Origin of the sequence: Mycobacterium sp. (assembly GCF_049683355.1) — a bacterium.
Classification (GTDB): Bacteria; Actinomycetota; Actinomycetes; order Mycobacteriales; family Mycobacteriaceae; genus Mycobacterium.
Genome location: NZ_JBAUJB010000065.1, coordinates 1 through 12,029 on the forward strand (window position 1 = coordinate 1; position 12,029 = coordinate 12,029).

Below are 12,029 nucleotides of genomic sequence, written 5' to 3' on the forward strand. Positions count from 1 at the left end.
CGGGCGCACGTTCTTCATCTGGGAGGGCGTGACGCAATACCTCACCCCAGAGGCGGTACGCGCCACACTGCGACAGCTCGGCGCCGCGGCGCCCGGCAGCCGGCTCGTCTTCACCTACATCCGCCAAGACTTCATCGATGGCACGCAGTTGTACGGTGCCGACGCGGTGTACCGCCGGTTCCGGGAGCGCCGGCAGGTGTGGAAGTCCGGATTGGTGCCCGAAGAGGTCGGTGAACTCCTGGCCGACTGCGGCTGGCGGTTGGTCGAGCAGGCCGGGCCGAGTTACTTCCGCGACACCTACATCCGTCCGGCGCAGCGCTCGGTCGCGGCATCGCGCATCGAATGGACCGTGCTCGCCGAGCGCTGAGCAAAGGGCCTGCCCCATTGGGGACTTTGGGCCCTCCCAGACGCACCCCATGACCCTTAACGGGCCGGCCGTTCACCGACGACCCTGGAGTCGACCGGGGAATCGGCATGGATACAAGGTGGGGGATCACGATGGCCGCGATACTGATCGCCGAGAGCGACCCTCGAGTTCTGTCGGTGATTCGGAAAGGCCTGATCGCCCACGGCTTCGCGGTGCGGGTGGCCACTGACGGCGGGACGGCCTGGTCGGCTGCCCGCAACGGGAGATTCGACCTGATCGTGCTCGCCGCCGAGCTACCGGGTCACGGCGGATTCGAGATCGTGCGCCGGCTGCGCGCCGAGGGCCTGTCGCTTCCCGTCGTGCTGCTCACCTCACGGACCGACATCGCCGCCACGGCGGCGGCCCTGCACGCCGGGGCCGATGCCTATGTGGCCAAGCCGTTCCGATTCGACGAACTGCTCGCCCAGGTGCGGCGGGGGCTGAATGCCCCACGGCCGGCGGATCCCCCGGTCCTGACGTTCGGAGAACTGAGGCTCGACCTGAAGACCAGGCGCGCCTACGTCGGCAACTACTTCGTCGACCTGTCGGTACGCGAATGCGCACTGGCCGAGATGTTCCTGCGCCACCCCGGAGAGGTCCTGACACGCGAACGGATACGCCGCCAGGTGTGGGGTGCCAACGATGCCCGCTCCAACGTGGTGGACGTGTACATCCGCTATCTGCGAGGCAAACTGGGCCCGGACTGGTTCGTCACGCTGCGGGGCGTCGGCTATCGGCTATCGGCAGCCTAGATCTCGATGACGGTCGGCACGATCATCGGCTGCCGACGGTAGGTCTCCCCCACCCACTTGCCCACAGCGCGACGGACCGCCTGCGCGATCCGGGGTGGGTCGGTGATGTTCTGAGAGGCGAGGTTGCCGAGTTCGGCCTCGACCTTGCGGACCGCGGGCTCCAGCGCCTTGGGGTCTTCGGAGAAGCCTCTCGACATCAGATGTGCCGGGCCGGCGGGCTTGCCGGTACCCCGGTGCACGACAACGGTCACCGCGATGAACCCGGAGGACAAGATCAGCCTCTCCCCCAGTGTGGCATCGCCGACGTCCCCGGTGACCAGCCCGTCGACGAAAACCTTGCCGACCGGCACCGCTCCGGCGATGCTCACCCGGCCGGACACCAGGTCGACGCTGACCCCGTTCTCGGCCAGCACGATGTTGTCCTCCGGCACCCCTGCGCGAGCGGCCAGGGCCGCGTTGGCGCGCAGCATCCGCCACGTCCCGTGCACGGGCATCACGTTGCGCGGCCGGACCCCGTTGTAGAGGAACATCAGTTCGCCCGCGTACGCGTGACCCGTGACATGCACGCGCGCCTGCTGATTGGTGACCACGCGGGCGCCGATCTTGGCGAGCGCATCTATCACCCCGTACACCGCCTCCTCGTTACCGGGTATCAGCGACGAGGACAGAATGATGAGATCACCGTCTGTCAGCATGATGCTGCGGTGCTCGCCGCGCGACATCCGCGACAGCGCGGCCATCGGCTCGCCCTGTGTGCCGGTGGTGATCAGAAGCACCTGATCGGCCGGCATCATCTCGGCGGCGCCGATGTCGAGGATGTCCGCGTCGGCGACCCTGAGATAACCGAGGTCGCGGGCGATGCCCATGTTGCGCACCATCGATCGGCCGACGAAGGCCACCCGGCGTCCCAACGACACCGCCGCATCGATGATCTGTTGCACCCGATCGACATTCGACGCGAAGCACGCCACGATGACCCGGCCCTCGGCACCGCGGATCAGACGATGCAATGCGGGCCCTACCTCGCTTTCCGACGGCCCGACACCGGGGATCTCCGAGTTCGTGGAATCGCAGAGGAACAGGTCCACCCCGGCGTCGCCGAGTCGCGACATCCCGGGCAGATCGGTCGGCCTGCCGTCGAGCGGCATCTGATCGAGTTTGATGTCTCCGGTGTGCAGCACCGTGCCGGCGCCGGTGTGGATCCCGATCGCAAGGCAGCCGGGAATCGTGTGGTTGACCGCGAAGTACTGGCACTCGAACACGCCGTGGGTGGAGCGTTGCCCCTCGGCCACCTCGACGAACACCGGCTTGATGCGGTGCTCGCGGCATTTCGCGCCGATCAGGGCGAGCGTGAACTTCGAACCGACGACCGGGATGTCGGGCCGCAGCTTGAGCAGGAACGGGATCGCGCCGATGTGGTCTTCGTGCGCGTGTGTCACCACCAGCGCTTCCACGTCGTCGAGCCGATGCTCGATGTGGCGCAGATCGGGCAGGATCAGGTCGACGCCGGGTTCGTCGTGGTTGGGGAACAGCACCCCGCAGTCGACGATGAGCAATCGGCCCAGATGCTCGAAAACGGTCATGTTGCGCCCGATTTCGTTGATGCCGCCGAGAGCGGTCACCCGCAGACCTCCCGCGGCCAGCGGACCCGGCGCAGCGAACTCGGTGTCCACTACCGCAACACCGCCGCAGCACGCATGTCAGCCGCCAGCGCATCCATCTGCTGACCGTCGGCGGGCATCTGGGGCAGCCGCGGCTCGCCGGCGTCGAAACCGAGAAGTCGCAGACCGGCCTTCGACAGCGTGACCCCGCCCAACCTGGTCTGGGCGGCGTTCAGCGGCCCCAGGGTGACGCTGATCTTGCGGGCGGTCGCGATGTCACCGGAGGTGAAGGCCGTCAACATGTCCCGCAGCTGACTGGCCGCGACGTGGCCCCACACGCTGACGAACCCCACCGCGCCCATTGCCAGCCAGGGCAGGTTCAGTGCGTCGTCACCGGAGTAGTACGCCAGCCCGGTCTCGGAGATGATCGCAGCGGCGCCGTGCAGATCGCCCTTGGCGTCCTTGATCGCGACGATGTTGGGGTGCTCGGCCAGGATGCGCATGGTGTCCCACATGATGGGCACCACGGAGCGCACCGGGATGTCGTAGAGGATCATCGGCAGCTCGGTCGCGTCGGCGATGGTGGTGAAGTGCGCGATCAGGCCCGACTGCGGCGGTCGCGAATAGTACGGCGTGACCACGAGCAGGCCATGCGCGCCTTCGGAGGCGTACGCCTTTGCCAGGTGGACACTGTGGGCGGTGTCGTAGGTGCCGGCTCCCGCGATGATCCGCGCGCGGTCACCGACGGCGTCGAGCACGGTGCGCAGCAGCGTCACCTTCTCGTCGTCGGTGGTGGTGGGTGACTCGCCGGTGGTGCCGGAGACCACCAGCCCGTCACAACCCTCATCGACCAGCCGGGTGGCCAGCCGGGCGGCGGTGGCGGTGTCCAGCGAACCGTCGGGCTTGAACGGAGTAACCATCGCGGTCAGCAGGGTGCCCAAACGGGCGCTGGCGTCGAAACCGCTGGTACTCACGGGCACCAAGATTACCTCCTCGGCTCACCGCGCCACGACTGCCTTGTCGGCTCACACCTCGGTTGCCAGCGGGCTGGTCGCCACCTCTGTGCCATCGGCGAGCACGGTGATCTCGAAGTCGGAGAACACCTGGGGGGCGACACCGACGAGTTGGCGGAGGCACTCGATGGCCAACCGCCGAATCTCCACGTCGGCGTGCTCGCTGGCTCGCATCGCGATGAAGTGCCGCCATGCCCGGTAGTTGCCGGTGACGACGATGCGTGTCTCGGTGGCGTTGGGCAGTACGGCGCGGGCCGCCTGACGGGCCTGTTTGCGCCGCAGCACCGCAGCACGTCCGGCGGGCTGGTCACCGATCAGCTTGGCCTCCAGGCGGCTGAGCAGCTCGGCGTAGGCAGCGCGGCTGGCATCGGCCGCGGCGGTGAAGATCTCCTCCAGCTCCGGGTCGTTCTCGATCCCCGGTGGAGCCACCACCTGCGACTCGTTCTCGGGCACAAAACGCTGGGACAGCTGCGAGTAGGAGAAATGCCGGTGCCGGATCAGCTCATGGGTGCAGGAGCGTGAGATACCGGTGATGTAGAACGACACCGATGCGTGCTCGAGCACCGAGAAGTGCCCGACGTCGATGATGTGACGCACATAGGAAGCGTTGGTGGCGGTGCGCGGATTGGGCTTCGACCAGCTCTGATAACACGCGCGGCCGGCGAACTCCACCAGCGCGGCGCCACCGTCGGCGTCGGTGTCCCACGGCACATCCTCAGGTGCCGAGAACTCCGTCTTGGCGATCAGCTGCACCCGCAGCGGCGCGATCTCGGCCACCGGCACACCCTATCCGGGAACCCCGCGGATCGGCGGGCCGGATGCGTTGGGCGGTCACCGCATCCCCTCCTGGAGCGGTGTCCGGCCCTGCATCGCCTACCGCGGATTGGCCCTGACGAAATCCACCACGACTTCCGCGAGCTCGCGGCCCTTGTCCTCCTGCAGGAAGTGGCCGGCCTGCTCGATCGTCACCGGCGGCTGCCCCGCGGCTCCGGGGACGAGCTTGCGCAGCATCGGTGCGGCGTCGCGGGTGATCGGATCGGAGTCGGAGAAGGCACACAGGAACGGCCGATCGAAACTGCGCAGCGACTCCCAGGCGACCCGGTTCGCCCCGGACGCGGGATCATCGGGGCTGGTCGGTACCAGCATCGGGAAGTGCCGTGCGCCGGCCTTGTAGGAATCGTCGGGGAACGGCGCGTCGTAGGCCGCCATCACCTCTGCCGGTACGTCCGACACACACGCGTTGTTGATGATCCTGCCGACGGGGAACTCCGGGCTGTCCTGGCTGAACCGTCGCCAGGCTAGGAACGCGTCACCGGGAGGCTGATCGCCGGTGGGCAGCACGGTGTTGGCGGCCACCACTCTGGCGAACCGGCCGGGGTGCTCGCCCACCAGGCGCAGGCCGATGAGTCCGCCCCAGTCCTGGCAGACCAGCGTGATGTCGGTCAGGCCGATGGCTTCGATGGCCGCCCAGGTCCAGTCGACGTGCGCCTGGTAGGTGTAGCTCTCCCGAAGTGTCGGTTTGTCGCTTCGGCCGAACCCGACGAGGTCGATCGCCACGGCACGCAACCCGGCGTCGATGAGGACCGGGATCATCTTCCGGTAGAGGTAGCTCCAGGACGGCTCGCCGTGGAGCAACAAGACCACCTCCCCGTCCGGCGGCCCCTCGTCGAGGTAGTGCATCCGCAGTCCCTCGAGGTCTGCGCCCAACTCGACATAATGCGGCGCGAAGGGAAAATCCGGCAGCTGTTCGAAGCGCTCGTCGGGCGTGCGGAGGAAGTCCATGGGCACCATCCTTTCCGTACGGGCACCACTTAACCAAGACTGCGGCACAACTCCGTCACGAGGTCGCCGCGCTCACCGACGCTGACGTCCTCGAGCCCGAGCCAGCTCGCCATCGCACGCAACTCCCCCACGAGCGCCTCGGCGACCTGCGAATGCCGGTGCCCGTCCTCGGCGAACGCTCCGGCGACGTGGAGGGTGTTGGTGATCCGGTCGGCTTTGAGGTCGACGCGCCCGACGAGCTGCCCGTCGAGCATCAACGGCCATACGTAGTAACCGAACTGACGCCGGGGGGCCGGGGTGTAGATCTCGATGCGGTAGTGAAATCCGAACAGCCGCTCGACCCGGGGCCGGAAGAAGATCAGCGGGTCGAACGGGCATAGCAGAGCCGTCCCCCGGTCCTTGCGCGGGACGACCTGGCCGGCGCGCAGGTAGGCCGGCGCCGCCCAGCCCGCGACGTCCACCCCCTCGATCTCGCCGGAGGCCAGCAGATCCGCGATGGCCGGCTTCACCTGCCGGGCAGCGAGCCGAAAGTAGTCACGGAGGTCGGCTTCTGTGCCGATGCCGAGCGCGGTGGCCGCCCGCAGCGTCAGCTCTCGGACGGCGTCGGCTTCGTCGACGTCCCTTGCCACCACGTCGGCGGGCAGCACCCTTTCGGTGAGGTCGTAGTGCCGGGCGAACCCGACCCTGGTCGCCGTCGTCAGCACCCCTGCCGACCACAGCGCCTCGGCCACCCATTTGGTGTCGCTGCGATCCCACCACGGCCCCTTGCGCCCGCGCGGTTCGGACTCGAGGTGCGCCTCGATCTGCCCGGCGGTCGACGGACCCAGTGCCGCGACCGCAGCCACGATGTCGTCGGCGAGCCGGGCGTTGCGCTTGACGATCTCGGTGCCCCAGCGGCCATGGCGGTACTCCCGCATGCGCCAGCGCAGCAGCGGCCAGTCGTCGACCGACATCAGCGCGGCCTCGTGCGCCCAGTACTCGACGAGCAGCCGCGGTGAGCGCGCCGAGTGACTCCACGCCGCCCGGTCCAGGATCTCGCGGTCGTAGTGACCGAGCCGGCTGAACACCGGTGCGTAGTGCGCGCGCACCGCCACCGAGACCGAGTCCAGCTGCAACACCTGGATGCGGTCGATCAGCCTGCGCAGATGCGCCCGGTTGACCGGGCCGGGCGGCTTCGCCTCGGCGAATCCTTGCGCGGTGATGGCGATCCGGCGTGCCTGGGCGGCGGTCAGCGTCGCCCCGCGCGCGCGGGCAGAGGAAGCCATCAGGTCATCGTCGCCTACCGCACCGACAGATTGCGACGCCGCGGCTACGACTCGGGGATGCGGTGATAACTGTAGAACCGGTAGCGCAACCCCGAGGAGCTGTCCTGCCAGGGCCCTTCGGTGCCGGCCCAGGACTCGTCGAGGACCGGCGCCAACGCGTCGTCGTCCTGCCGATGCAGATCGAGGTCCACCTCGGTGATTTCACACCGGCTCGCCAGCGGCAGCGCCAGGCCGTAGATCTGCGAACCACCGATCACCCAGGCATCGTCGAGCGGAGCGTCCTCGAGCGAGCCGACGACTTGCGCCCCTTCGGCCAGGTAACCGGGTTGCCGGGTCACCACGACGTTCTTGCGACCGGGCAACGGGCGCACAGTTGCCGGCAGTGACTCCCAGGTCAGCCTGCCCATGATGACGGTGTGGCCCATCGTGAGTTCCTTGAAACGTGCCAGGTCCTCGGGCACCCGCCACGGAACGGTGTTGTCCCGGCCGATGACCCCGGAGCTGGACTGCGCCCAGATCAGGTTGAGGGTCACGGTCATGATTCGGACCTGCGAGCAGTCCTCATACAGCCACCGGGGCCTTGATCGCCGGATGTGGGTCGTAGTTCTTCACGACGATGTCGTCGTAGGTGTAGTCGAAGATCGAATTCTGATGCGCCAGAACGAGTTGCGGGTACGGACGCGGAGTCCGCGACAGTTGCTCGGTGACCTGCTCGACGTGGTTGTCGTAGATGTGACAGTCCCCTCCAGTCCAGATGAACTCGCCGACACCGAGGCCGGCCTGCGCGGCCATCATGTGGGTCAGCAGCGCATAACTGGCGATGTTGAACGGCACCCCCAGGAACAGGTCGGCGCTGCGCTGGTAGAGCTGACAGCTCAGTCGGCCCTGTGCCACGTAGAACTGGAAGAACGCGTGGCACGGCGGCAGCGCCATCTGCGGTATCTCTCCGACGTTCCACGCCGAGACGATGTTGCGTCGCGAGTCGGGGTCGGACTTCAGAAGTTCCAGCGCTGCGCTGATCTGGTCGATGTGCTCACCCGACGGCGTCGGCCAGGACCGCCACTGAACACCATACACCGGACCGAGATCACCTGTGGGGGAAGCCCATTCGTCCCAGATCTTGACGCCGCGTTCTTGCAGCCACCGGACGTTCGAGTCACCGCGCAGGAACCACAGCAGCTCGTAGACAATCGACTTGGTGTGCACTTTCTTCGTGGTGATCAGCGGAAACCCGTGCCCGAGGTCGTAGCGCAGCTGGTGGCCGAACAGGCTGCGGGTCCCGGTGCCGGTGCGGTCGGACTTCGGGATCCCGGTGTCGAGCACCAGGCGCAGCAGATCCTCATACGGGGTGGCGATCGGCACGCGCTCAGCTTACGTGGCCCGGCCGGAGTAGAACTACAACCATGCCGACGATCAACGATGCCGTGGCGACCACCGACGGTTCCTGCCCTGTCTCCCTGCACACCCCCGACGGGGACGGGCCCTGGCCCGGCGTCGTCATGTACCCCGACGCGGGAGGTGTGCGCCCCACCTTCTCCGCGATGGCCGACGAGCTCGCCGGTCACGGATACGCCGTGCTGGTGCCGGACATGTACTACCGCGAGGGTGAATGGGCGCCGTTCAGCATGGCCACGGTGTTCGAGGACCAGACCGAACGCGCCCGGTTGTTCGCGATGATCTCGTCGGTGACCACCGAGAAGGCGGTGGCCGATGCGACGGCGTTCTTCGACCACCTGTCGGTGCGGCCGGAGGTCCGTGGGACATCGTTCGGAACCACCGGGTACTGCATGGGTGGGCGCATCTCCTTGGTGGTCGCCGGCAGCGTTCCCGAGCGGGTCGCGGCGGCGATGTCGTTCCACGGCGGCGGGCTGGTGGCCGGCGATCCCGGCAGTCCGCACCTGCTCGCCGATCGGATGCGGGCGGCGGTGTACGTGGGGGCCGCCCAGGATGACGGGTCGTTCACCGCCGAGGACGGCGAGACCCTGGACGAGGCGCTCACCGCGGCGGGGGTCGAGCACACGATCGAGTTCTACCCGGCGTTGCACGGTTTCGCAGTGCCGGACAACGCCCCGTACGACGAGGCGGCGGCGCGGCGCCACTGGGATGCGACGACGACGTTTTTTGCTGCGCACCTGTCACGGTGACCGATCCGGCCCCCGAGCACATCAGGACGCAGGCGAGTCCGCGCCTGACTCGCCGTGCCGCTTGTGCCGGAACGCGTTGCGGACGTCGCGCAGCACATAACCCGCAACGACGACATTGAGTGCCACAAGCACTATGAACATCAACATCCAGTTGGATCGACTGTGGTCGACGTGCCACCAGATGACCGTGAACAACAGGGTGGCCACCAGCACCATGACGTCGCGCCAGCCGCCGAGCCCCGTGTAGCTCGACGCCGCTTCGCGCAGTTGCCTGCTCTTGTCGGTCGCGGCGATCAGGTCGTCGATGCGCTGATCGATGCTGCGCTGCAGCCTGGCCCGGCGGTCCTCCTGCTCCGCTGGGATGCGGGAGAGCAGATCGAGATCCTTGCTGATCAGTCCGCGCATGTCGGGCGGCTTGATGTTGCCCGCGGCCGCTCCGAGCAACGCGCCCCCGGCGATCGGTGCGGCGCCCAGGGCGAGTTCGGCGATTCCAGGCATGTGTTTCCTTCCGTCAGTCCATGAGCATTGCCGCCAGAGTGCCACCCAGCTCGTAGGCACGGTCCCGGACCGTCGCATCAACGGGCCCGGTGACCTCGAGCGTGTCGGCGGACTTGGCCAGTTCCAGGCCCGTGGCCAGCCGTTCGACGGAGTTGACGGCACCGGTGATGTCGTTGTTGCCGTGCACCCACAGCCCGTACGGCCGGCCCGCCACATGATCGAGGCTCGGGTAGTAGACCGTGTCGAAGAAGTGCTTCAATGCGCCCGACATGTACCCGAAGTTCGCGGTGGTGCCGAACAGATACCCGTCCGCCTCGAGCATGTCCGACACCGTGGCGGCGAGTGCCGGCCGGACCCGGACGTCGACACCGTCGATCTCGGGGTCGTTCGCCCCGGCCAGGACCGCTTCGAGGAGCTCACGGGTGCCCGGGGACGGTGTGTGATGCACGACCAGGAGCGTCTTGCTCACGATGCCTCCATCTCGACAGCCTTCTTCATCGCCTCCCGGGCCCGGGTGCGATCGCCGGCATAGTCGTACGCGCGTGCCAATCGATACCAGCGCCGCCAGTTGTCGGGGTCGGATTCCAGTTCGTCGCGCACCGTCGCGAAAAGCGCGTCTGCGGCATCCCGCTGGATACGGCCGGACGGCCTGCGGGGCAGTTCACTGACGTCGAGATCCATCCCCTCCTCTCGCGCCAGGCGTGCCAAGCGCTGGTGCGCTAGCCCGGCCCGCAACGTCGCCACCATCACCCAGCTGCCGATGACCGGCAGCATCAGGATCGCCACGCCCAATCCGATTGCCGCAGGCCGCCCGGAGGAGATGAACACGAACGCGGCGCGACCGAGCATCACGAAGTACACGACGAGCGCAACGCACATGAACGCGATCAGCAGCTGGATGCGTAGCGCGCGCGCTCCGTCGCTCATGTCAGATCGAGCAGGGGCTCGAGACCCACCGTCAGCCCGGGGAACTCGCGGATCTTCCGCACGGCCAACAGCACTCCCGGCACGAACGACGTCCGATCCATGCTGTCGTGCCTGATCGTCAACGTCTCGCCCAGCGTGCCGAACAACACCTCCTGATGCGCGACGAGCCCGGCGAGGCGTACCGAGTGGACCGGGACGCCGTCGACATCGGCACCACGCGCGCCGTCCAAACCGGTGCTGGTGGCATCGGGGTTGGGCGGCAGACCTTTTCGGGCTGCGGCGATGAGCCTCGCGGTACGGGCGGCCGTCCCGGACGGGGCATCGGCCTTGTGCGGATGATGCAGTTCGATGACTTCCACGGACTCGAAGAACCGCGCCGCCTGCTGCGCGAAGTGCATGGACAGCACCGCGCCGATCGCAAAGTTCGGCGCGATCAACACCGCCACCTCGGGCTTGGCCGTCAACCAGCCCTTCACCTCGTCGATGCGCTCATCGGTGAAGCCGGTGGTGCCGACGACGGCGTGGATACCGTTGTCGATCAGGAACTTCAGGTTGTCCATCACGACGCTGGGGTGAGTGAAATCGATGACCACCTCGGTGTCGGCATCGACCAGCGCCGACACCGGTTGGCCGGCGTCCACCCCCGCAGAGAACGTGAGATCGTCCGCATCCTGCACCGCCTGCACCATGGTCGCGCCGACCTTGCCCTGGGCGCCCAGCACTCCGACTCGCATGGGGTAACCCTAACGTGCGCGCCAGACCGTCTGTGGGCCTCGCAAGATACCTCCTGCCCGAAGACGACAAAGATCCGTGACGACACCTCTACGCTTCTGGGTATGAACAGCATCGTCTCGGCACTGGCCGCTGCAGGCGCGTTGGTGTCGGCGTGCACCCTGGCCGCACCGGCCGGGGCGGCGCCGGTGAGCTATGGAAGCAACGGCGTCTTCGGCGTCAGCACCCAACCGCGCGAAGGCTGGGCGACGACCTTCATCCCGCCCGGGCGCTACCGCGTCGACCAATCACCGAGCATGCACCCCTATCAGAGCGCACCGGGGTACTGGTTGCGATGCAGCGACTTCCCCTGTGCGGGAACATTTCCAGGCAACATCATCGCCACCGGCGGCGCGCTGCGAGACGCTCCGACGTTCGTCGACATCCTCCCCGGCGACGTCGCGGTCAACCTGTACAACGTCACGTTGACAGTGTCGTAGCGCCACCCCATGCGCGGCTACAAGATCCTGATCACCGGTGCGACGGGCCAGGTGGCGACCCCCGTCGCGAAAGCGCTCGTGGCCGACAACGAGGTGTGGGGCATCGCCCGCTTCACCGATGCCACCGCACGCGAAGAGCTGGAAAAAGCCGGGGTGCGTTGCGAGGCGGTCAATCTGGCTGCCGGTGACTTCTCCGGCATTCCGTCCGACTTCGACTACGTGCTGAACCTGGCGGTGGCCAAGAGCGGGCGCTGGGACAAGGACCTCGGAGCCAACGCGGAATCAGTCGGACTGCTGATGGCGCACTGTCCCGATGCAAAAGCCTTTCTGCAGTGCTCCTCGGCGGCGGTTTACGACCCGCCGGACGACGAACCCCGCACCGAGTCCACCGCGCTCGGGGACAACCACAAGTCGATGTTCCCCACCTACT

16 protein-coding genes are annotated in these 12,029 nt (G+C 67.5%); 5 read left to right on the forward strand and 11 right to left on the reverse strand.

Annotation, left to right across the window (positions count from 1 at the left end):
• Both WA944_RS03895 and WA944_RS03900 read left to right on the forward strand, forming a co-directional pair.
• The coding region (locus WA944_RS03895; RefSeq protein WP_526646388.1) for a class I SAM-dependent methyltransferase at positions 1–367 on the forward strand (367 nt) is incomplete at its 5' end.
• A gap of 131 nt (positions 368–498) precedes the next feature.
• Positions 499–1,158: a response regulator transcription factor gene (locus WA944_RS03900; protein WP_526373279.1), complete on the forward strand. Its 660-nt coding sequence runs from the start codon at positions 499–501 to the stop codon at positions 1,156–1,158.
• Here WA944_RS03900 and WA944_RS03905 read toward each other — a convergent pair.
• The 7 genes from WA944_RS03905 to WA944_RS03935 form a co-directional block, all read right to left on the reverse strand.
• Positions 1,155–2,831, reverse strand: a complete 1,677-nt coding sequence (locus WA944_RS03905; protein ID WP_526373281.1) for a ribonuclease J — start codon at positions 2,829–2,831, stop codon at positions 1,155–1,157. The genes WA944_RS03900 and WA944_RS03905 overlap by 4 nt on opposite strands.
• On the reverse strand, positions 2,831–3,733 hold the full coding sequence (dapA, locus tag WA944_RS03910; protein ID WP_526373283.1) for a 4-hydroxy-tetrahydrodipicolinate synthase: 903 nt from the start codon (positions 3,731–3,733) through the stop codon (positions 2,831–2,833). The genes WA944_RS03905 and dapA overlap by 1 nt, the downstream gene beginning before the upstream one ends.
• Before the next feature lie 51 nt (positions 3,734–3,784).
• Positions 3,785–4,549, reverse strand: coding sequence for an FAD-dependent thymidylate synthase (gene thyX / locus WA944_RS03915; protein WP_526373284.1), 765 nt, complete (start codon positions 4,547–4,549; stop codon positions 3,785–3,787).
• Between the two features lie 96 nt (positions 4,550–4,645).
• Positions 4,646–5,554, reverse strand: a complete 909-nt coding sequence (locus WA944_RS03920; RefSeq protein WP_526373286.1) for an alpha/beta fold hydrolase — start codon at positions 5,552–5,554, stop codon at positions 4,646–4,648.
• Positions 5,555–5,583: 29 nt separating this feature from the next.
• On the reverse strand, positions 5,584–6,819 hold the full coding sequence (locus WA944_RS03925; protein ID WP_526373288.1) for a winged helix-turn-helix domain-containing protein: 1,236 nt from the start codon (positions 6,817–6,819) through the stop codon (positions 5,584–5,586).
• A gap of 44 nt (positions 6,820–6,863) precedes the next feature.
• Entirely contained in the window at positions 6,864–7,358 is a 495-nt protein-coding gene (locus WA944_RS03930; protein ID WP_526373289.1) for a dihydrofolate reductase, read from the reverse strand.
• 22 nt (positions 7,359–7,380) lie between these two features.
• Positions 7,381–8,181: a thymidylate synthase gene (locus tag WA944_RS03935; protein WP_526373290.1), complete on the reverse strand. Its 801-nt coding sequence runs from the start codon at positions 8,179–8,181 to the stop codon at positions 7,381–7,383.
• Positions 8,182–8,222: 41 nt separating this feature from the next.
• Here WA944_RS03935 and WA944_RS03940 point away from each other — a divergent pair, with 41 nt between their 5' ends.
• A complete protein-coding gene (locus tag WA944_RS03940) occupies positions 8,223–8,963 on the forward strand; it encodes a dienelactone hydrolase family protein (RefSeq protein WP_526373292.1) in 741 nt (246 codons plus the stop codon).
• A 21-nt stretch (positions 8,964–8,984) separates the two neighbouring features.
• On the opposite strand, the gene WA944_RS03945 is transcribed toward WA944_RS03940, so the two are convergent.
• From WA944_RS03945 to dapB, 4 genes are read right to left on the reverse strand one after another with little or no spacing between them, the layout of a single operon-like run.
• Positions 8,985–9,461 (reverse strand): hypothetical protein, encoded by a 477-nt coding sequence (locus WA944_RS03945; protein ID WP_526373293.1) that lies wholly within the window; start codon positions 9,459–9,461, stop codon positions 8,985–8,987.
• A gap of 13 nt (positions 9,462–9,474) precedes the next feature.
• A complete protein-coding gene (locus WA944_RS03950; RefSeq protein WP_526373294.1) occupies positions 9,475–9,930 on the reverse strand; it encodes a flavodoxin family protein in 456 nt (151 codons plus the stop codon).
• Positions 9,927–10,388 carry a tetratricopeptide repeat protein gene (locus WA944_RS03955; RefSeq protein ID WP_526609585.1) on the reverse strand — a complete coding sequence of 154 codons (462 nt, stop codon included), beginning with the start codon at positions 10,386–10,388 and terminating at the stop codon, positions 9,927–9,929. Before WA944_RS03955 ends, WA944_RS03950 begins: the two co-directional genes overlap by 4 nt.
• Positions 10,385–11,122 carry a 4-hydroxy-tetrahydrodipicolinate reductase gene (gene dapB / locus WA944_RS03960; protein ID WP_526646391.1) on the reverse strand — a complete coding sequence of 246 codons (738 nt, stop codon included), beginning with the start codon at positions 11,120–11,122 and terminating at the stop codon, positions 10,385–10,387. Before dapB ends, WA944_RS03955 begins: the two co-directional genes overlap by 4 nt.
• A 102-nt stretch (positions 11,123–11,224) precedes the next feature.
• Between dapB and WA944_RS03965 the strand changes: the two genes are divergently transcribed.
• Positions 11,225–11,599, forward strand: a complete 375-nt coding sequence (locus tag WA944_RS03965) for a hypothetical protein (RefSeq protein WP_526373300.1) — start codon at positions 11,225–11,227, stop codon at positions 11,597–11,599.
• Positions 11,600–11,608: 9 nt separating this feature from the next.
• On the forward strand, positions 11,609–12,029 hold a 421-nt coding region (locus WA944_RS03970; RefSeq protein WP_526646393.1), incomplete at its 3' end, for an NAD-dependent epimerase/dehydratase family protein.